13 protein-coding genes are annotated in these 20,257 nt (G+C 73.3%); 10 read left to right on the top strand and 3 right to left on the bottom strand.

Annotation, left to right across the window (positions count from 1 at the left end; all coding sequences use genetic code 11):
• Positions 1 to 98: 98 nt before the first annotated feature.
• Complete coding sequence (locus AMK24_RS28350; protein WP_073771791.1) at positions 99 to 3,239, top strand: helix-turn-helix transcriptional regulator; 3,141 nt, start codon at positions 99 to 101, stop codon at positions 3,237 to 3,239.
• Between the two features lie 25 nt (positions 3,240 to 3,264).
• On the opposite strand, the gene AMK24_RS28345 is transcribed toward AMK24_RS28350, so the two are convergent.
• From AMK24_RS28345 to AMK24_RS28335, 3 genes are all read right to left on the bottom strand, one after another.
• The gene (locus tag AMK24_RS28345; protein ID WP_073771749.1) at positions 3,265 to 3,609 is read right to left on the bottom strand and encodes a DUF6191 domain-containing protein; all 345 of its coding nucleotides are present in this window, start codon (positions 3,607 to 3,609) and stop codon (positions 3,265 to 3,267) included.
• Positions 3,610 to 3,647: 38 nt separating this feature from the next.
• Positions 3,648 to 4,859 carry a PQQ-dependent sugar dehydrogenase gene (locus AMK24_RS28340; RefSeq protein ID WP_073771748.1) on the bottom strand — a complete coding sequence of 404 codons (1,212 nt, stop codon included), beginning with the start codon at positions 4,857 to 4,859 and terminating at the stop codon, positions 3,648 to 3,650.
• A gap of 167 nt (positions 4,860 to 5,026) precedes the next feature.
• Positions 5,027 to 5,983: an aldo/keto reductase gene (locus AMK24_RS28335; protein WP_073771747.1), complete on the bottom strand. Its 957-nt coding sequence runs from the start codon at positions 5,981 to 5,983 to the stop codon at positions 5,027 to 5,029.
• A 165-nt stretch (positions 5,984 to 6,148) separates the two neighbouring features.
• Between AMK24_RS28335 and AMK24_RS28330 the strand changes: the two genes are divergently transcribed.
• The 9 genes from AMK24_RS28330 (at position 6,149) to AMK24_RS28290 (ending at position 20,136) form a co-directional block, all read left to right on the top strand.
• Entirely contained in the window at positions 6,149 to 7,096 is a 948-nt protein-coding gene (locus tag AMK24_RS28330; protein WP_073771746.1) for a 2-hydroxyacid dehydrogenase, read from the top strand.
• 409 nt (positions 7,097 to 7,505) lie between these two features.
• Positions 7,506 to 10,325 carry a putative bifunctional diguanylate cyclase/phosphodiesterase gene (locus AMK24_RS28325; RefSeq protein ID WP_073771790.1) on the top strand — a complete coding sequence of 940 codons (2,820 nt, stop codon included), beginning with the start codon at positions 7,506 to 7,508 and terminating at the stop codon, positions 10,323 to 10,325.
• Positions 10,326 to 10,551: 226 nt separating this feature from the next.
• Positions 10,552 to 12,402: an acetolactate synthase large subunit gene (locus tag AMK24_RS28320; protein WP_073771745.1), complete on the top strand. Its 1,851-nt coding sequence runs from the start codon at positions 10,552 to 10,554 to the stop codon at positions 12,400 to 12,402.
• Positions 12,403 to 12,425: 23 nt separating this feature from the next.
• Positions 12,426 to 12,953: an acetolactate synthase small subunit gene (gene ilvN / locus AMK24_RS28315; protein ID WP_073771744.1), complete on the top strand. Its 528-nt coding sequence runs from the start codon at positions 12,426 to 12,428 to the stop codon at positions 12,951 to 12,953.
• A gap of 117 nt (positions 12,954 to 13,070) precedes the next feature.
• On the top strand, positions 13,071 to 14,072 hold the full coding sequence (gene ilvC / locus AMK24_RS28310; RefSeq protein ID WP_073771743.1) for a ketol-acid reductoisomerase: 1,002 nt from the start codon (positions 13,071 to 13,073) through the stop codon (positions 14,070 to 14,072).
• A 293-nt stretch (positions 14,073 to 14,365) separates the two neighbouring features.
• Positions 14,366 to 15,958 carry a phosphoglycerate dehydrogenase gene (gene serA / locus AMK24_RS28305; RefSeq protein ID WP_073771742.1) on the top strand — a complete coding sequence of 531 codons (1,593 nt, stop codon included), beginning with the start codon at positions 14,366 to 14,368 and terminating at the stop codon, positions 15,956 to 15,958.
• Between the two features lie 248 nt (positions 15,959 to 16,206).
• The gene (locus tag AMK24_RS28300; protein WP_073771741.1) at positions 16,207 to 18,774 is read left to right on the top strand and encodes a Tox-REase-5 domain-containing protein; all 2,568 of its coding nucleotides are present in this window, start codon (positions 16,207 to 16,209) and stop codon (positions 18,772 to 18,774) included.
• A 115-nt stretch (positions 18,775 to 18,889) separates the two neighbouring features.
• Complete coding sequence (locus tag AMK24_RS28295) at positions 18,890 to 19,588, top strand: hypothetical protein (protein ID WP_073771740.1); 699 nt, start codon at positions 18,890 to 18,892, stop codon at positions 19,586 to 19,588.
• Complete coding sequence (locus tag AMK24_RS28290; RefSeq protein ID WP_073771739.1) at positions 19,585 to 20,136, top strand: hypothetical protein; 552 nt, start codon at positions 19,585 to 19,587, stop codon at positions 20,134 to 20,136. The genes AMK24_RS28295 and AMK24_RS28290 overlap by 4 nt, the downstream gene beginning before the upstream one ends.
• The last annotated feature ends 121 nt before the right edge of the window (positions 20,137 to 20,257 follow it).

Genomic DNA, 20,257 nt, shown 5'->3' with positions numbered 1-20,257 from the left:
CGGCCGCGGCGGGACGCGACACGGCGGGGGCCCGGGGCGCGGCGGCCTCGGACGGGGCGGGCCCGGGCCCCGTGACGGGGGTGGGAGCGGCGGAGAGCATGATCACCGTGCGCGAAAAAGTCCCCACTGCCTCGTACGCGTATGCGATGCTCGGCGACGTGGAGACCAGGTCAGTCAGCCCCGAGTTCATCGGACGCGCCGAGGAACTCGCTTCGCTCACCGAGGCGCTGGGGCGGGCCGCGTCCGGCGACCCGCAGGCCCTGCTGATCGGCGGTGAGGCGGGCGTCGGCAAGACCCGGCTGGTCGAGCAGTTCGTCACCACCGCCGAGCGGCGCGGCGCGGTGGTCGCGGTCGGCTCCTGCGTCGAGATCGGCGCCGACGGACTGCCGTTCGCCCCCTTCCCGACCGCCCTGCGCGCCTTGCGCCGGGCCCTGCCCGAGGAGATGGCCGCCGCCTGCGCCGGCCAGGAGGGCGAACTGGCCCGGCTGCTGCCCGAACTCGGCGAGGTCCACCGGGACGCCACCGACGAGCACAGCATCGCCCGCCTCTTCGAACTCACCGCCCGCCTGCTGGAACGGATCTCCGCCGACCGGCCGGTCGTCCTCGTCCTGGAGGACCTGCACTGGGCGGACGCCTCCACCCGGCACCTCCTCGCCTACCTCTTCCGCACCCTGGGCGCCGGCCGCCTCATGGTCGTCGGCACCTACCGCGCCGACGACCTCCACCGCCGCCATCCGCTGCGCCCCCTCCTCGCCGAGCTGGACCGGCTGCGCACCGTCACCCGCGTCGAGCTCGACCGCTTCAGCCACGACGAGGTCGGCCGCCAGCTCGCCGGCATCCTCGCGCAGACCCCGCAGGCCGCGCTCGTGGACGAGATCTTCGAACGCTCCGACGGCAACGCCTTCTTCGTCGAGGAGCTGGCCCGCTCCCTGGAGTGCTGCGGCGACGGTTCCGGGCTGACCGAATCCCTCCGCGACCTCCTGCTCGTCCGGGTGGAGGCCCTGCCCGAACACGCCCAGCGGATCGCCCGGATCGTCGCCGAGGGCGGCTCCTTCGTCGAACACGAACTGCTGGCCGCCGTCGCCGGGCTGGGCGAGGTCGAACTCGACGAGGCGCTGCGCGCGGCCGTCGGCGCCAACCTCCTGCAACCCGCGTCCGACAACGACGGCTACCGCTTCCGCCACTCCCTGGTCCGCGAGGCCGTCAGCGACGACCTGCTGCCCGGCGAGCGCACCCGCGTCAACCGCCGGTACGCCGAGGCCCTGGAGGCCGACCCCTCCCTCGTCCGGGACGACGAACGCGCCACCCGCCTCGCCAGCTACTGGTACGCCGCCCACGATGCCGCCAAGGCCCTGCCCGCCGTCCTGCGGGCCGCCGTCGAGGCCCGCCGACGCTACGCCTACTCCGAACAACTGCGGCTGCTGGAGCGGGCGATGGAGCTCTGGGACGACGTTCCCGACGCGGTGCTCGCCACCCTGCGCCCCTTCGACTACGCGGAGGTCTACCCGGCCTCCGGCTGCGACCCGGAGAACACACCGCTGCGCTACCTGGACGTGATGGCCGAGGCCACCGTCGCCGCCCACTTCGGCGGCGACCGCAAGCGCGCCCTGGCCATCTCCAAGAAGGCGATGCGGGTCCTGGCCTCCGAGGCCGACCCGCTGCGCGAGGCATGGTTCTGGGTGCAGCGCGCCCGCCTGGTCCAGGGGCTCGACAAGGGGGACGGCTGGGAGGAGCTGGCCACCGCGCAGGAGCTGGTGCGCGGGCTGCCGCCGTCCCCCGTGCTGGCCGACGTCCTGACCAATGTGGCCAGTTGGCGGGCGCTGCACCAGCCGGGCCCGCAGGCGCTCGTCGACAGCGACCGCGCGGTGGAGTACGCCCGGCTCGTCGGCGACGAGTACATCGAGCTGCACGCCCGCCTCACCCGGGGCTGGCTCACCGCGGACGCGGGCGGTGTCGAGGACGGCCTCGCCGAGATGTACGCGGTCCGGGACCGTGCCGAGAAGCTGCACCTGATGAACCTCCTCGGCCGGGTCAGCGTCAACCTGCCCTCCTCGCTCGAAGCGATGGGCCGCTCGCTGGAGGCCGTCGCCGCCGCCGACCACGGCATCGAGATCTGCCACAGCCACGGCCTGGCCGACTCCGGGGCCTGGGTGTACGCCAATCAGGCGCAGTCCCTCTTCTCCCTCGGGCACTGGCCCCAGAGCGAGGCCGCCGCCGCGTCCGCTGCCCGCCTGGCACTGGCCCCCAAGGCGAAGGGGCTCGCCGCCCTCCGCCGTACCGAACTGGCCGTCGCGCGCGGGGACCTGGCCGAGGGGGAGGAGCTGCTGGCCCTGGCCCGGACCCACTTCGGCCAACGCGATCCGCAGCCCCAGCACCTGATCACCCCGGTCCGGCACACCATGCTGCTGGCCGCCTCCCAGGGCAGGCTCGCCGAGGCGCGGGCCGCGTTCCAGGAGCTGGCCCGGCACGGCTTCCCGCCCGGCACCCAGCGCTACGCCCTGCCTCTGCTCCAGACCGCCGCCATGATCGAGGCGGACGCCCGCGGGCTGCCCGCCGCCGAACCGGACCGCCCGGAACTGCTCGCGCTGATCCGCCGGTGCAGGAAGAACCTCCCGACGCTCGTTCCCGTGTGGGCGGCCCACGGCGTCTTCATCGACGCGGAGCTGGCCCGCGCGGAGGGGGCGGACACCCCCGGACACTGGGCGCGCGCCGCCGAGGCGTTCGGCCCGCTGAACCGCCCGTACGAACTGGCCCAGATCCACCGCCGCTGGGCGGAGTCCCTGCTCATCGCGCCCGGCGACCGGTCCACCGCCACCGTCCTGCTGCACCGCGCGCTGGAGACCGCCCGCCGCCTCGGCGCGCGCCCCCTGGCCGAGGCGGTCGAGCAACTCGCCGCCCGGGCCCGCATCACGCTCGACGGACCGGCCGCGGCGCCCCGCCCCGACCCGGCCGTCCACCCGGCCGTCCTGACCGGCGGAGACGGCCCGGAGCGGGCGCGGGCGGACGAGGAGGACCCGGCGATCGCCGCCGTGGCGTCCTTCGGGCTGACCCCGCGCGAGCAGGACGTGCACCGGCTGGTCGCGGCGGGCCACACCAACCGCCGGATCGCGGAGGAGCTGTTCATCTCGCCGAAGACCGCGAGCGTGCACGTCTCCAACATCCTGGCCAAGCTCGGCGTCGCCGGCCGGGGCGAGGCCGCCGCCCTCGCCCACCGCCTGAGGCTCTACCCGACCGCGTAGCACCGGGGCGGGGCCCCGCCCGGTACTACGCCCTGGGGTCTTCCCGCCCGCCGTCCCGGCGCTCCGGTGCGCCCTCCCGCGCGGACGCGCCCGCGGGGCGCCCGGGGCCCGGACCGTCCCGGAAGGGTCCGGCGTCCCCCGCCGGCCCGGTCTCCCGCGCAGGCCGGGTGCCCCCCGCGGGTGCGGCGTCCCGTCCCGCCGCGTCGTCCCGGGCCGGCGCGCGGACGGTCACCTTCCCCGAGCTCAGGTCTATCGGCCCGCGGTGCGGATCCCCGACGCCGAGGTCCACCCGGCTCAACGCCAGCCGCTTCCGCTCGTCCGAGGTGTGCTTGCGCCCCGGGGCGAACAGCTCCTCGAAGAAATTGAACACGGGCCGTGCTCCCTCCGACATGCCGCGCGGGCGGCCGGCTACTCCACTTCCACCCGGAGGATCCGGTCGTCCCCGGACTTCGGCGTGCCCCGTCCGTCCGTGTTGCTGGTGACCAGCCACAGGTGGTCGCCCCCCGCACTCACCACGGTGCGCAGGCGGCCGTGCTCCTTCTCCAGGAACGGCTGGGGGGCCGCATAAGGTTCCTTCGCCCGCTCGCCGGAGAGCGGAATCCGCCACAGCCGCTCGCCGCGCAGCCCGGCCATCCAGATCGACCCCTTCGCGTACGCGATCCCGCTGGGGGAGGCCTCCGAGGTCTTCCACTGGGCCACCGGGTCGATGAACCCGGCCTCGCCCTCCTCGCCCTCCACCTCGGGCCAGCCGTAGTTCCCGCCGGGCTCGATCAGGTTCAGCTCGTCCCAGGTGTCCTGCCCGAACTCGGCGGCCCACAGCCGCTTGTCCGCGTCCCAGGCCAGGCCCTGCACATTGCGGTGGCCGTACGAGTACACCACCGAGTCCTCCTCCGGGTTGCCGTGCACCGGCTCGCCGTCCGGGGTCATCCGCAGGATCTTGCCCGCCAGCGACTCCTTGTCCTGGGCCAGCCCGGTGTCCCCGGTCTCGCCCGTGCCCGCGTACAGCATCTTGTCCGGACCGAAGGCGATCCGGCCGCCGTTGTGGACGCCGCCCTTGGGGATGCCGCGCAGCACGGTGTCCGGGGCCCCGAGCTGCTGCCCCTGCGGGCGCTTCTCGTCGTAGCTCATCCGCACGATCCGGTTGTCGGACGCGGTGGTGAAGTAGGCGTACACCAACTGGTCCGCACCGAACGTGGAGGAGACGGCGAGCCCCAGCAGCCCGCCCTCGCCGGACGAGGACACCCCGGGCACCGAACCCAGCAGCGTCCGCTTCCCGCTCCCGCCGTCGATCCGGTGGACCGTGCCCTCGTCGCGCGAGGAGACCAGCAGGTCGCCGCCGGGCAGCGCGGCCAGCCCCCAGGGCGACGCCAGCTTCTCCGTCAGCGTGGAGACGACCTTCGCCGAGCCCTTCGCCGGCGGCAGGTCGGCCGGCCGGCTCGGGGAGGCCGGGGGAGCGGAGCCCCCCGAGGCCGTCGGGGAGCCCGCCGGCCGCCCGGACGAACTCCCGCCCCCGTCGCCGGAACACGCGGCGGCCAGCAGCAGGGCGGCCGACGCCAGCGCGGCCACCGCCCCTCTGCGCACGGCCGGGGACTGCACAGGTCCGAACAGAGCACCACGCACGGAACCGATCCTTTCGACGTTGCCCGACTACCCGCTCCCGGACCGTGTACGTACCGCGCGCCCGGTCCGGGAGCTCCCGATCCGCCCATTCTCCCGCCGTACCGGCCGCGTCGCCCCGTACGCCGAGGACCGGCCGCGCGCCGCCCGGCGCCGCCGCGCCCGCCCCCTCAGTCCCACGACTCGCGGGCGGGGGGCAGCCCGTCGATCTCCGCCAGGTCCCGGTCCTCCAGGACCACGCGGGCCGCCCCGGCGTTCTCCACCGCCCACCGCTCCCGCTTCGCCCCCGGCACCGGCACCACGTGCGGGCCCTGGCGCAGCACCCAGGCCAGCGCCACCTGGGCCACGGTCGCCCCGCGGCGCTCCGCGACCCGCCGCAGACCGGCCACCACCGGCTGGTTCGCCGCCATCACCTCCGCCGTGAACCGGGGGTGACGGGCCCGCAGGTCCTCCGGCTCGAACCCCTGGCCCGGCTTCAGCGTTCCGGTCAGGTACCCGCTGCCCAGCGGCATCGCGGCCAGCAGCCCCACCCCGCGCGCCACGCACCACGGCAGCAGCTCCGCCAGCGCTTCGCGCGACCACACCGACAGCTCCGCCTCGACGGCGCTGACCGGAAAGATCTGCTGGATCCGCTCCAACTGACGGACCGTTCCCTCATGCGGGTCCGCGCCCGACCGGCGCGGGGCCCGGGCCCCCACCGCGCACAGTCCGAGCGAGCGCACCTTGCCCGCCGTGACCAGCTCCGCCATCGCGCCCCAGGTCTCCTCCACCGGCACCTCGGGGTCGGCCCGGTGGAGCTGGTACAGGTCGATCACATCGGTCTGGAGCCGCCGCAGCGAGGCGTCGCAGGCCCGCCGGACGTACCCCGGGCGGCCGTTGGCGACGATGTGCCCGTCGCCCACCAGCAGCCCGCACTTGGTGGAGACGAACGCCTCGTCGCGGCGGCCCTTCAACGCCCGCCCCACCAGCAGCTCATTGGTGAACGGGCCGTACATGTCGGCGGTGTCGAGCAGCCGGACGCCCGCGTCCAGCGCCGCGTGCACCGTCCGCACCGAGCGGTCGCCGAGCTGCTGCGACGCGCTGTAACCCCAGCTCATCGGCATGCAGCCCAGCCCGACCGCGCCCACGGCCAGCCCCGCCGCCCCGATAGTCCTGCGCTCCAACTCCCCGAACCCTCCCTCGTATGCGCGGTCACGGGGCCGTACCGCAACCCAAAAGTAACCTCTGGCCTCCCCGGTCCTCCGCGCAGCCGTCCTGGAGCGCCCGCCCGTCCGTCGCATAGCCTCCTGACCATGACTGCGACGAATTCCGCCGTGTGGCTGCCCTTCCCGGCCGAAGAGGTCGACGGACTCCCCGAGGGCCTCGACTACCGCTACTGGGACGGTGAACCGGACTATCCCGGGGACCCCGCCGACTGCGCCTACTACGTCGTGCCCTACATGAAGGGCCCCGAGGTCGCGGTGCGCCCGCTCGCGAAGATGGGCTCCGTCCAGGTGGTGCAGACGCTCTCCGCCGGCATCGACCACGTGGAGCCCGGCCTCGACCTGCTGCCGGCCGGCGTGCGGCTCTGCAACGCCAAGGGGGTCCACGAGGCGTCCACCGCCGAGCTGGCGCTCACCCTGGTCCTCGCCTCCCTGCGCGGGCTTCCCGGGTTCGTGCGCGGCCAGGACGAGGAGGAGTGGCGGTCCGGTTTCTACCCGGCGCTCGCCGACAAGTCCGTCCTCATCGTCGGCTACGGCTCCATCGGCGCGGCCATCGAGGACCGGCTCGCCCCGTTCGAGTGCGCGCGGGTGGCGCGGGTCGCGCGCTCCGCACGCGCCTCCGCCCGGGGCCCCGTACAGACGCTCGACGACCTGCCCGCCCTGCTCCCCGCGTCCGACGTCGTGATCCTCTCCACCCCGCTGAACGCGTCCACGCGCGGCCTGGTGGACGCCGGCTTCCTCGCCGCGATGCCCGACGGCGCCCTCCTCGTCAACGTCGCCCGCGGCGGAGTCGTCGACACCGAAGCCCTGGTGGCCGAACTGGAATCCGGACGCCTGCGTGCGGCACTCGACGTGACCGACCCGGAACCCCTGCCCGCCGGCCATCCTCTCTGGCATGCTCCGAATGTCTTGATCACGCCTCATGTGGGCGGCAGCACCTCCGCGTTCGAACCGCGCGCCAAGCGGCTGCTGGCGGCCCAGCTCACCCGGTTCGCCGCCGGGGAGCCGGTGGACAACGTCGTCCGCACCACCGGCTGAACCCTCCCGGACAGCCACGCTACGGGGCGGTCCGGATGCGCACAGTGCCGTTCACCTCGCCTTTCGTCACGGAGAGTAGAGAAGCTATGGCCCTGCGTGACCGACCTGGTGTATCGTCCGGTCCGGGGGGCTGCGCTGTGAAAGGGACGGCGCGGGGGGAGCACCGGAACGCGAGGGGGCGACGGGCGATGTGCTGGCCATGGAGAGACGATCCGACGAGGACGAGCGAGCGGCCGAGGCCGTCCGCGCCGACGGAGCGCGGTGCCCGCCGATGGCCGGATCCCTGCCCCGCGCGGGGCGCGGCGGAGCGTCCGCGCGCGGCCCGCGCCGGGCGGTGCCGCAGCGGTCCGGACGAGAGCCGGGCGCCGGGGGCCGGCTGCCCGGCCGGCCCGGGCCGGGGAGCCCTCCGGTGAGCGCGCTGGGGGCCCTGCTCTCCTCGGGATCCGCCGACTCCTCCGGGATGCGCTCCCGGGTCCTGCTCGGCCTCGTCTGCGCGGGGTATTCGGTGGGCGCCGCCGCGGGCTGGGGATCGCCCCGGGTCGCCGTCTTCATGGGGGACTTCGGCCTCGCCGCCGCCGCGCTGGTCGCCGCCGTCTCCTGCCTCCTGTACGCGCGGGCGGTCGGCGGCCGGCTGCGGCCCGCCTGGCTGCTGTTCTCGCTCTCCTCCCTCATGGCGGCCTGCGGCAACGCCGTCTGGGGCTGGTACGAGGTGGTCCTCGGCGTCCCCGTGCCCGCCCCCTCCCTCGCCGACGTCTTCTTCCTCTGCTTCGCGCCGCCCGCCATCGTGGGCCTGCTGGTGCTCGCCAAGCGCCCCGTCACCCGGGCCGGGTGGATCTGCCTGGGGCTGGACGCCTGGCTGATCGGCGGCTCCCTGCTGACGCTCGCCTGGAGCCTCGCCCTCGCCCACACCACGCACCTGGCGGGCGCGCAGGACCCCGACGTGGCGCCCGCCGCCCTCGCCCTGGCCTATCCCCTGCTCGACATCGTGCTCGTCTCGATGGTGCTCGCCCTGCACTTCCGCCGCTCCGGGGCGAACCGCTCGGCGGTGAACACCGCCGTCGCGGCCCTCGCGCTCACCGTCCTGAGCGACGCGGTGTTCACCTCGCCGCTGCTGCGCTCCACCTACCACTCGGGCCAACTCCTCGACGCCGGGTGGTTCGCCGGGTCGCTGCTCCTCGCCTACGCCCCCTGGGGCGCCCGGCGGGCGCACCGCCCGCCCCCCCGGCCCGGCCCGCCGCGGGCCGTCGCCAGCCGGCCGATCGCGGGTTCGCTGGCCGCCCTGACCCCGTACCTCGCCGCCGCCGTCTGCACGCTCGGCATCCTGTACAACGTGGTCGACGGGCGGCGGGTGGACCGGGTCGTCATCTTCACCGCCTGCACCGTCGTCCTGGCGCTGGTCGTCCGGCAGGGCATCATGCTCCTCGACAACATCTCCCTCACCCAGGAACTGGCCCAGAAGGAGAACCACTTCCGCTCCCTGGTGCAGGGCTCCAGCGACGTCATCATGATCGCCGCGCCGGACGGCACCCTGCGCTACGTCAGCCCCGCCGCCGCCGGGGTCTACGGACGGGACGCGGAGGACCTCGTCGGCTCCGAGCTGTCCTCGCTCATCCATCCCGAGGACCTCGGCCGGTTCGTCCACGAGGTGCGGCGCTTCCTCGCCGCCCCGCCGCACGAGGAGCCCACCACCCGCATCGAGTGCCGCTTCCGCTCGGGCACGGGCGACTGGCTCCACGTCGAGTCCACCGTCAACCGTCACCAGGGCGGCCTCCTCCTCAACAGCCGGGACGTCACCGAACGGGTCCGCCTCCAGGCGCAGTTGCAGCACAACGCCGAACACGACCCGCTCACCGACCTGCCCAACCGGGCCCTGTTCACCGCCCGGGTCCGCCAGGCGCTCGGCGGTCGGCGGTCGAGCGACCCGGGCACCGCCGTCCTCTTCATCGACCTCGACGGCTTCAAACAGGTCAACGACACCATCGGCCACCAGGCGGGCGACGAACTGCTCATCCAGGCCGGACGGCGGCTCCAGGACTCCGTCCGGGCGGGCGACACCGCCGCCCGGCTCGGCGGCGACGAGTTCGCCGCGCTCATCCTCGGGGACGGCGCCCGGGACCAGGGCGCCCGGGAGTACCAGGTCCACGAGATCGCCGAGCGGCTGCGCCTCACCCTCTCCCAGCCCTACCGGATCGGCTCCCACGAGGTCCGGGTGGCCGCCTCCATCGGGGTGGCCTTCGCGGAGCCCGCCATCAGCCCCACCGACCTCATGCGCAACGCCGACCTCGCGATGTATCGCGCCAAGGCCGGGGGCAAGGACCGGGTCGAGCTGTACGCCCCGCAGATGCAGGCCGACGTCGCACGCCGCACGGAGCTGGCGACCCGGCTGCGCTCCGCCCTGCGCGACGGCGAGTTCGCCCTGCTCCACCAGCCCGTCGTCCACCTCGCCAGCGGCTCCGTCGCCGCCGTCGCCGCCCAGGCCCGCTGGCGCTCCGCCCAGGGCATCCTGTTCACCCCCGCCGAGTTCCTGCGGGTCTCCGGCGACGACGACCGCACCGCCGAGCTCGGCCGCTGGCTCCTGGAGGAGGCGGTGGCCCAGGCCGCCGAGCGGACCAGGGCCGGCCATCCCGTCGCCGTCTCCGTCCGGCTCTCCGCCGCCCGGCTGCTGGACCCCGGCCCGCCGCTCGGATCCGTCGAGGCGCTGCTGACCCGCCACGGGCTGCCCTCGGGCGCGTTGATGATCGAGGTGGCCGACAGCGACCCCCGGGTCTCCTTCGACGCCCTGGAGCAGCGCCTCGTGGCCCTGCGCCGGCTCGGCGTGCGGATCGCGCTCGACGGCTTCGGCAGCGGGTTCGCGGCGATCAACGCGTTGCGCCGGCTCCCCATCGACGTACTGAAGCTCGACCGGAACCTGGTGGAGGGCGTGGTCGAGTCGGCCAGGCTGCACAAGATCACCAGTGGCCTCCTGCGGATCGCCTGCGACCTCGGCCTCCAGTCCGTCGCGGACGGCGTGGACGTCCCCGAGCAGGTGCTCGCGCTGCGCGCCATGGGATGCACCCACGGCCAGGGGATGGCCTTCTCCGGCCCGCTCGACGAGTACCGGCTGCGACGCGCCCTGGTCCGGGGGGAGTTCCCCGTGCCGGGCGTCCCGGCCCCTCGGCCCGTGATGGCGGGCGGCTCGGTCCCGCTGCTCGCCGGATCACATACTGAGACGCCCGTCCCACCCACTTGACACGTCATGCGTGCCGGAGAGAGGGTCAATGCCATGCGCACCCGAATTCTCGTACTTGGAAAGCGCGTCGGCTGAAGCAGAGTCACTCCCTTGACACTCTGCGGACCGCACCCGGCGCGCTCCCCTCGCTTGCCTCACGGCACGAGGGGTTTTTTTGTTGCACTGACACCTCTCAAAACGCTGCAAAACACCCGCGAAAACCCTCAGCTTCGAGAAGAGAACGCAGATGACCGAGCAGGCCACCGGGGCCCACCACCCGCAGCCGCGCGCCCGTACCGGCGGACAGCCCTCCGCCACCGTTGAGCACGTCACGGGCGCGCAGTCCCTCATCCGCTCGCTCGAGGAAGTCGGCGCCGACACCGTGTTCGGCCTCCCCGGCGGCTGCATTCTCCCCGCCTACGACCCGCTGATGGACTCCACCCGGGTCCGCCACATCCTGGTCCGCCACGAGCAGGGCGCCGGCCACGCGGCCACCGGCTACGCCCAGGCCACCGGCAAGGTCGGCGTCTGCATGGTCACCTCGGGCCCCGGCGCCACCAACCTGGTCACCCCGATCGCCGACGCCGCCATGGACTCGGTGCCCATGGTCGCGATCACCGGCCAGGTCGCCTCCTCCGCCATCGGCACCGACGCCTTCCAGGAAGCCGACATCTGCGGCATCACGATGCCGATCACGAAGCACAACTTCCTGGTCACCCGCGCCGAGGACATCGCGCACACCATCGCCGAGGCGTTCCACATCGCCTCCACCGGCCGCCCGGGGCCGGTCCTCGTCGACATCGCCAAGGACGCGCTGCAGGCGCGGACGACCTTCAGCTGGCCGCCGTCGATGGACCTGCCCGGCTACCGCCCGGTGACCAAGCCGCACGCCAAGCAGATCCGCGAGGCCGCCAAGCTGATCACCCAGTCCAAGCGCCCCGTGCTGTACGTCGGGGGCGGCGTCCTGAAGGCCGGGGCCACCGCCGAGCTGAAGGTCCTCGCGGAGCTGACCGGAGCGCCCGTCACCACCACCCTGATGGCGCTCGGCGCCTTCCCCGACAGCCACCCGCTGCACGTGGGGATGCCGGGCATGCACGGTTCGGTCACCGCCGTCACCGCGCTGCAGAAGGCCGACCTGATCGTCGCCCTCGGAGCCCGCTTCGACGACCGCGTCACCGGCAAGCTGGACAGCTTCGCCCCGTACGCCAAGATCGTCCACGCCGACATCGACCCCGCGGAGATCGGCAAGAACCGCACCGCCGACGTGCCGATCGTCGGTGACGCCCGCGAGGTCCTGGCCGACCTGGTCCAGGCCGTCCAGGCCGAGCACACCGAGGGCAACACCGGCGACTACAGCGCGTGGTGGAAGGACCTCAACCGCTGGCGCGAGACCTACCCGCTCGGCTACGACCTGCCCGACGACGGCAGCCTCTCCCCGCAGCAGGTCATCCAGCGCATCGGCAGGCTCGCCCCCGAGGGCACGATCTTCGCCGCGGGCGTCGGCCAGCACCAGATGTGGGCCGCCCACTTCATCGACTACGAGCAGCCCGCCACCTGGCTCAACAGCGGCGGCGCCGGGACGATGGGCTACGCGGTCCCGGCCGCGATGGGAGCCAAGGCCGGCGCGCCCGACCGCACCGTCTGGGCCATCGACGGCGACGGCTGCTTCCAGATGACCAACCAGGAACTGACCACCTGCGCGCTCAACAACATCCCGATCAAGGTCGCCGTCATCAACAACGGCGCCCTCGGGATGGTCCGCCAGTGGCAGACCCTCTTCTACAACCAGCGCTACTCCAACACCGTGCTGCACTCCGGCCCGGACGCGGACGGCACCCCCGCCCGCGGCACCCGCGTCCCGGACTTCGTGAAGCTCTCCGAGGCCATGGGCTGCTACTCCATCCGCTGCGAGGACCCGGCCGACCTGGACAAGGTCATCGAAGAGGCCAACTCCATCAACGACCGCCCCGTCGTGATCGACTTCATCGTCCACGAGGACGCCATGGTCTGGCCGATGGTCGCCGCCGGCACCTCCAACGACGAGGTCCAGGCCGCACGCGGCGTCCGCCCCGACTTCGGCGACAACGAAGACGACTGAGAGACAGAGAGAGAACGACTCCCATGGCCGAAAAGCACACGCTCTCCGTCCTGGTCGAGAACAAGCCCGGTGTCCTCGCCCGGATCACCGCCCTGTTCTCCCGACGCGGCTTCAACATCGACTCGCTCGCGGTCGGTACCACCGAGCACCCCGACATCTCCCGCATCACCATCGTCGTGAATGTCGAGGGCCTGCCCCTGGAGCAGGTGACCAAGCAGCTCAACAAGCTGGTCAACGTCCTGAAGATCGTCGAACTCGAGCCCTCCGCTGCGATCCAGCGGGAGCTCGTCCTGGTGAAGGTCCGCGCCGACAGCGAGACCCGCTCCCAGATCGTCGAGATCGTCCAGCTGTTCCGCGCCAAGACCGTCGACGTCTCCCCGGAGGCCGTCACGATCGAGGCGACCGGAGGGGCCGACAAGCTGGAGGCGATGCTCAAGATGCTGGAGCAGTACGGCATCAAGGAGCTCGTCCAGTCCGGCACCATCGCCATAGGGCGCGGCGCGCGCTCGATCACCGACCGGTCCCTGCGCGCCCTCGACCGCTCGGCCTGAGCGGACGCGCCCCGGGCGGAGCCACCGGCTCCGCTCGCATGGCGAGACCCGACAACGCACACGACGCACCCCGCCGTACGGTGGGACGCAACACCTGCACACCAAGGAGAAGACCCAGTGGCCGAGCTGTTCTACGACGACGATGCCGACCTGTCCATCATCCAGGGCCGCAAGGTCGCGGTTCTCGGATACGGCAGCCAGGGCCACGCCCACGCGCTGTCGCTCCGCGACTCCGGCGTCGACGTCCGCGTCGGTCTGCACGAGGGCTCGAAGTCCAAGGCCAAGGCCGAGGAGCAGGGCCTGCGCGTGGTGACCCCCGCCGAGGCGGCCGCCGAGGCCGACGTCATCATGATCCTCGTCCCGGACCCGATCCAGGCCCAGGTCTACGAGGAGTCCGTCAAGGACAACCTCAAGGACGGCGACGCGCTGTTCTTCGGCCACGGCCTGAACATCCGCTTCGGCTTCATCAAGCCGCCGGCCAACGTCGACGTCTGCATGGTCGCCCCCAAGGGCCCCGGCCACCTGGTCCGCCGCCAGTACGAGGAGGGCCGCGGCGTCCCCTGCATCGTGGCCGTCGAGCAGGACGCCTCGGGCAAGGGCCTGGAGCTGGCCCTCTCGTACGCGAAGGGCATCGGCGGCACCCGCGCCGGCGTCATCAAGACGACCTTCACCGAGGAGACCGAGACCGACCTGTTCGGTGAGCAGGCCGTCCTCTGCGGTGGCACCGCCGCCCTGGTCAAGGCCGGTTTCGAGACGCTGACCGAGGCCGGCTACCAGCCGGAGATCGCGTACTTCGAGTGCCTGCACGAGCTGAAGCTCATCGTCGACCTCATGTACGAGGGCGGCCTGGAGAAGATGCGCTGGTCCATCTCCGAGACCGCCGAGTGGGGCGACTACGTCACCGGCCCCCGCATCATCACCGACGCCACCAAGGCCGAGATGAAGAAGGTCCTCGCCGAGATCCAGGACGGCACCTTCGCCAAGAACTGGATGGCCGAGTACCACAACGGCCTGCCCAAGTACAACGAGTACAAGAAGGCCGACGGCGACCACCTGCTGGAGACCACCGGCCGTGAGCTGCGCAAGCTCATGAGCTGGGTGAACGACGAAGAGGCGTAGCCCTCGGGGAGCGGGGCGGGTCCTGGTCACGGGGCCCGCCCCGCTTCGTACCACCGGAGGAGTCGCTCCGTACGGGGGCGCCGGAGGGGCCGCTCCGTACGGGTGGACACGACGTCCACCCTCGTGCGGGTGATCCTTCCACCGGGGCGCAGTACAGAGCCCGTCGCAGGACTACACTTCTGCACACATACACGCGTCAGGGCCCACAGTGTCGTGCGTCTACCACGCGGCTAGCCCCTCCACCGCCTGCGGCCGTCGGGACGGCCGTCCGCACTGGACTTGTGAGGACTCACGTGAGCTCGAAACCTGTCGTACTCATCGCTGAAGAGCTGTCGCCCGCCACCGTCGACGCCCTGGGTCCGGATTTCGAGATCCGGCACTGCAACGGCGCCGACCGCGCCGAACTGCTCCCCGCCATCGCCGACGTCGACGCCATCCTGGTGCGCTCCGCCACCAAGGTCGACGCCGAGGCGATCGCCGCCGCCAGGAAGCTCCGGGTCGTGGCCCGCGCGGGCGTCGGTCTGGACAACGTCGACGTCTCCGCCGCCACCAAGGCCGGCGTGATGGTCGTCAACGCACCGACCTCCAACATCGTCACCGCCGCCGAGCTGGCCTGCGGTCTGCTGGTGGCCACCGCGCGCAACATCCCGCAGGCCAACACCGCCCTCAAGAACGGCGAGTGGAAGCGCTCCAAGTACACCGGGGTCGAGCTCAGCGAGAAGGTGCTCGGCGTCGTCGGCCTCGGCCGCATCGGCGTCCTGGTCGCCCAGCGCATGTCGGCCTTCGGCATGAAGATCGTCGCCTACGACCCCTACGTGCAGCCGGCCCGCGCCGCGCAGATGGGCGTCAAGCTCCTCAGCCTGGACGAGCTGCTGGAGGTCGCCGACTTCATCACCGTGCACCTGCCCAAGACCCCGGAGACGCTGGGTCTGATCGGCGACGAGGCGCTGCACAAGGTGAAGCCCTCGGTGCGCATCGTCAACGCCGCGCGCGGCGGGATCGTCGACGAGGAGGCGCTGGCCTCCGCGCTCAAGGAGGGCCGCGTCGCCGGCGCCGGCCTCGACGTGTACACGAAGGAGCCCTGCACGGACTCCCCGCTGTTCCAGTTCGACCAGGTCGTCTGCACCCCGCACCTCGGGGCCTCCACGGACGAGGCGCAGGAGAAGGCGGGCATCGCGGTCGCCAAGTCCGTCCGCCTGGCCCTCGCCGGCGAGCTGGTCCCGGACGCGGTCAACGTCCAGGGCGGCGTCATCGCGGAGGACGTGCGTCCCGGTCTGCCGCTGGCGGAGAAGCTCGGCCGGATCTTCACCGCGCTCGCGGGCGAGGTCGCGGCCCGGCTCGACGTCGAGGTGTACGGCGAGATCACCCAGCACGACGTCAAGGTGCTGGAACTGTCCGCGCTCAAGGGCGTCTTCGAGGACGTCGTCGACGAGACCGTCAGTTACGTCAACGCCCCGCTGTTCGCGCAGGAGCGCGGTGTCGAGGTCCGTCTCACCACCAGCTCCGAGTCGCCCGACCACCGCAATGTGGTCACCGTGCGCGGCACGCTCGCCGACGGCCAGGAGGTCGCGGTCTCCGGCACGCTGGCAGGCCCGAAGCACCTCCAGAAGATCGTCGCCATCGGTGAGCACGACGTCGATCTGGCGCTGGCCGACCACATGGTCGTCCTGCGCTACCAGGACCGTCCCGGCGTGGTGGGCGCGGTCGGCAAGATCCTCGGCGAGGCCGGGCTGAACATCGCGGGCATGCAGGTCTCGCGTGCCGCGGAGGGCGGCGAGGCGCTGGTCGTCCTCACCGTGGACGAGACGGTCCCGCAGCCGGTGCTGACCGAGATCGCGGAGGAGATCGGCGCGTCCTCGGCCCGCTCGGTGGACCTCACCGACTGACCTCGCCCGGTAGGCGCACGGACAGCTGGACGACCCCGCTCCGTACCCGGTGGCAGGCCCGCTCGTTTCGCACGAGTGGTCCCGCCACCGGGTACGTCGCTTCGGGGGCGGGTGGCCGACGGCCCGGGTGATCGAACCGCCCGTATGGGCCCGGGGTTGGGTCCGGGGGCCCACGACGTGAGGGGGCCCGCGACCCTAGGGTGACCGATTGTCATGTCACTCATGGGCGCCCCGGGGGTCGGTCACGTATGTCTGCTGTCGGTGGCATACCCGTAGCGGGGGGCCCGGCCCCGGCCGCCGCCCCGCGGCGTGAACTCCCGGGCCCGCTCGTCCTGGTGCGCGTCCTGCTCCTCGTGCTGTTCGGCGCGACGGTGCTGGGGGCGGTCGGCCTGTCCGGCTCCGCCTTCGCGGTGGGGGCGATGGGCGCCGAGGTGCTCGGCATCCTGCTGTACGCCTCCGCGCCCGGGGTGCTCGCGGCGCTCCTGGCCCGGCATGTGCGCACGGGCGGCCCCCGGGTGCGGTGGGGCGTGGTGGCCGTCCAGGTGTGGCTGGTCCTCGGCGGCCTCGCCAACGTGGGCCAGGGGTCGCCGGACGGTTTCACGCAGCTGGTCCTGCCGCTCCTGATCCTCGTCCTGGTCAACCGGGCGGGCAGCCGGGCGTGGTTCCGTCTGCCGGCCGCCGAGCGCGGGCGGCCGCCGAGGTTCTCGCTCCCGCACATGATCACCTGGAAGCGGGACCGGGGGCAGACCGCCCTGGAGTACCTGGGCCTGGTCCTGATCGTCGTGGCGCTGATCGCCGCCCTGACCGTGGGCGGCCTCGGCGGCCGGATCACGGCGGGTCTCCAGTCCGCGATCTGCTCGCTGACCGGCAGCTCCTGCCCGGTCTCCCCGGGCGGCTCCGTCCAGGCGGGCGAAGGTCCGGACGGCAGCACGGGCGGCGCTACGGGCGGCGGCGAAGCGGACGGGGGCGCGGACGGCGGTACGGCGGGCAGCGCGGACGGCGGTACGACGACCACGGGCGGCGCCACCGGAGGGGCCGCGGGCGGTGACGCGACGGGCGGCACGGGAAGCACCGGCGGCGCCGGGGCACCGGGCGGTGGCGAAGGCACGGAGGGCTCCGGCGGCACCGAGGGCTCCGGCGGAACGGAGGGTACCGGCGGCACCGAAGGCTCCGGCGGAACGGAGGGTTCCGGCGGAACGGAGGGTTCCGGCGGAACGGAGGGCTCCGGCGGCACGGAGGGCTCCACGACGACCGGCGGCGGCACCGGAGGCCCCGACGACCAGGGACGGCCCGGCACCGGCGAGGACACCTTCCCCGAGGACGACGAGGAGCCCGAGGCCGCCTACGACGTCCAGCCGGTCCACGACGAGGGCGAAGGCGAGGACGGTGAGGAGGCCGAGGAGCAGGAGGACTGCGGCGGCTGGGGGTTCTTCGGCTGCGCCTGGGACCGTACGACGCAGGTCGTCAAGGGCCTCGTGGTCGACGGGATCTGGGGTGACATCTCCGGGATCATCGACCTGTTCAAGCCGGAGACCTGGTCGGGACTGGTCGACTACGGCAAGCAGCTCGGCGACCAGTGGGTCCAGGACTCCTCCGGCGCGGGCGACAAGTGGGACGACGGCGACTACCTCGGCGCGATCCTGGACTGGGGCGGAGCCTCCGTCAACACCGTGATCACGGTCGGCGACGACATCTTCGTCGGGGACGAGGTCCGCGAGCGCTGGAACAACGGCGAGAAGACCCGGGCCGTCACCGATGTGATCTGGAACGTCGGATCGATCTTCATCCCCGGCTACAACGTCGCGAAGGTCGTCGGCAAGGTCGGGAAACTCGGCAAGCTGGGCAAAATCGCCTCGGAGGTCGCGGAGGCGGCGGGCGACGCGAGCTCCGCCGCCCGCCGGGCCCGCAAGGCCGCCGAGGCCGGCGACCTCGACGGCGTACGGAAGGCGGCGAAGGAAGCAGACGAGGCGGCGGACAGCGCCGAGGACGCGGCGCGCCGGACCGGTTGCGCGATCGCGGGCGGACCGCCGAGAGTGCCGTACGGCCCCGGCGGCGGCCCCGGCGGCGGTGGCGTGCCGGGCTCGGGAACCGGTGTGCTGGCGGGCGGCTCCCCGGGCCGGGTCGTCCTCGCCGAGGGCGGCTGCGACGAGACGGCCAAGAAGGCGGCCGAAGAGGCGCGGGCGGCGGAGCGGCAGGCGCACCTGGAGCAGAAGCGGCTGGAGGAGCCGGAGCGGGCGCGGAAGGCGGCGGCGGACAAGAAGCAGTACCCGGAGCCGCAGCGCAACGACACCTCCGACCCCCGCAACTACAACCCGCCGTCCTGGGCCGACGACCTCAAGGACCGCACCCTCGGCGACGCGGACGCGGGCGACGGCTACTGGGCGAGCCGGGACCGCAACCCCGCGCCCAACTGGAAGAACGAGTCCTGGCTCCGCTACCAGGAGCAGATCACCGGGACGAACCGGGGCCAGGAGTACGTCGTACCGCACCCGCGGGAGGGCAAGCCGGCCGTGGAGTACGACGGTTGGGACTCCTCCCGGCAGACGTTCCTGGAGGCCAAGAACGGTTACGGCAGCTACCTGTCCAAGACCGACAAGGGCACGCTCACCCCCTCGGGGAAGGACAAGTTCGTCACCGAGGCCCGTGCGCAGGTGGAGGCGTCCGGCGGCCGGACCGTGGAGTGGCACTTCTCCGACCCGGAGGTGGCCAAGGCGGCACGCAAGGCGTTCCGTGACGAAGGGCTGCCCATCAAGGTGGTGCACAGCCCGACGAAGCCCAACGACAGCACCCGGAAACCGGAGGCGTTCGACGAGTAGGCGCTGCCCCGGTGGAGGCGGCGCGCCGAGTAGCCTGCAACGCGGGGCGATCCCGGCCGCCGAGCGGCCGGGGGAGCCGTACGCGGACCGGTCGGGCGACGGAGGAGAGACGAGCATGCGACGTGTAGTGCGGGGCTTCTGGGGCCCCCGGCCGGAGCCGGTCGAGGCCCTGGCCGGCCGGTGGCGGCGGACCCTCGACGGGCTCGCCGAACTGGTTCCGCAGGCGGCCGACGTCTGGAGTCAGGTGCACGGCAACGGCCCCGCCACCGCCTTCGCCGCCGACGAGGACGCGCTGCTCGGCGCGCTCCGCACCGCGCAGAGCGCCGCCGACTGGTCCGACCTCACCGGCACCGGGCTGCGGCTCGTCGGCACCGGGGCGCCGGGCTGGCAGGCCGAGGTCAGCGGACTGGCGGGCGGGGCGCCGGAGTTCCTGCTCCAGTCGCTCGCGATCATCCTGCACGCCCCGGACGAGGCCGTGGTGCCGGAGGCGGAGCTGCTGTCCCTCGTCGCCCGGGTGTGGGAGCCGGACTTCGGCGACGTGAGCGACGACGACGTACTGGACGCGCTGGAGGACGAGGCCGGGTACTCCGTCGGCGATCCCGTCGTCGGCCGGGCCGGCTATCTCTCCCCGGCCCGCGCGGCTCTGGTCCCCGACGGCCTGGAGGCGGTCCGCGCCCCCCTGCCCGGCGGCGGGGAACTGCTGAGCGTCGCCGCCCCGGGCGACAGTGCGACGGTGGTGCGGGTGTACGAGCGTCTGCGCGGGTCGGGGGCGCTGGCGCCGCTGCCCCGCCCGATGGACCGGGCGGTGCTGTGACCTCACGGGCGGGCGAGCCCTTCGTGCCGGCCCGGGCGGTGGCCGAGGCCGAACGGCTCCTGGCCGCCCCCGTACCGGCCACCGGCCCCACCACCGCCGAGGGCGACCGGGCGACCGGCGAGTGGACCGCCACCGAAGGCGCGGGCTTCCGTATCGTGCCCCTCTGGGAGAGCGATCCGCTGACCGGCGTGTACGCCCCCGAGTGGAACGACGCCGAAGACGCCGCCGAGGGCCATCTGGCTTCCCTTTCACGGGAGTTGGATCAGCGCTTGGGGCCGCACGCCACCGTTCGCCTGCACGTTCCGCTGCGACGGTGGCTGAGCGGCGGCTCCCCCGTGGAGCCCCTCTTCCAGGCGCTGTTCCGCGCGGACCTGTACGGGGACCTGGCCCTGTGGGGGCCGGTCGGCGCAGCCGGCCCGGACGGCTCCGACGACCGGTGGCTGGCGGTGACGGTCGGCCACGGCGACGGGGACGCGCCGTTCGTACTGGCCGCCCTGGTCAGCGACCGCCCGGTCCTCGAACCGGCGGACGACGACGGGCTGTTCTGAGGCCGCAGGCCATGTCCGGGCCCCCGGCGCCGCTGATGAGATCCCTCGCCGCCGCCTGCCCCGTACGGGAGGGGCAGGCGGCGGGCGGGGCCGGTGGCCGGCCTTCCGGCGGGTGGGCTTC

It is taken from the genome of Streptomyces sp. CB02366, assembly GCF_001905905.1.
Classification (GTDB): Bacteria; Actinomycetota; Actinomycetes; order Streptomycetales; family Streptomycetaceae; genus Streptomyces.
Note: the sequence above shows the minus strand (reverse complement) of the source record. Positions and strands in the feature narration are given on the sequence as shown.

Excerpts from the sequence above, each read along its gene's own strand:
- AMK24_RS28330 (WP_073771746.1), top strand. The coding sequence starts at position 6,149 with ATGACTGCGACGAATTCCGCCGTGTGGCTGCCCTTCCCGGCCGAAGAG.
- ilvN (WP_073771744.1), top strand. The coding sequence starts at position 12,426 with ATGGCCGAAAAGCACACGCTCTCCGTCCTGGTCGAGAACAAGCCCGGT.
- AMK24_RS28300 (WP_073771741.1), top strand. The coding sequence starts at position 16,207 with ATGTCTGCTGTCGGTGGCATACCCGTAGCGGGGGGCCCGGCCCCGGCC.
- AMK24_RS28320 (WP_073771745.1), top strand. The coding sequence starts at position 10,552 with ATGACCGAGCAGGCCACCGGGGCCCACCACCCGCAGCCGCGCGCCCGT.
- AMK24_RS28350 (WP_073771791.1), top strand. The coding sequence starts at position 99 with ATGATCACCGTGCGCGAAAAAGTCCCCACTGCCTCGTACGCGTATGCG.
- AMK24_RS28295 (WP_073771740.1), top strand. The coding sequence starts at position 18,890 with ATGCGACGTGTAGTGCGGGGCTTCTGGGGCCCCCGGCCGGAGCCGGTC.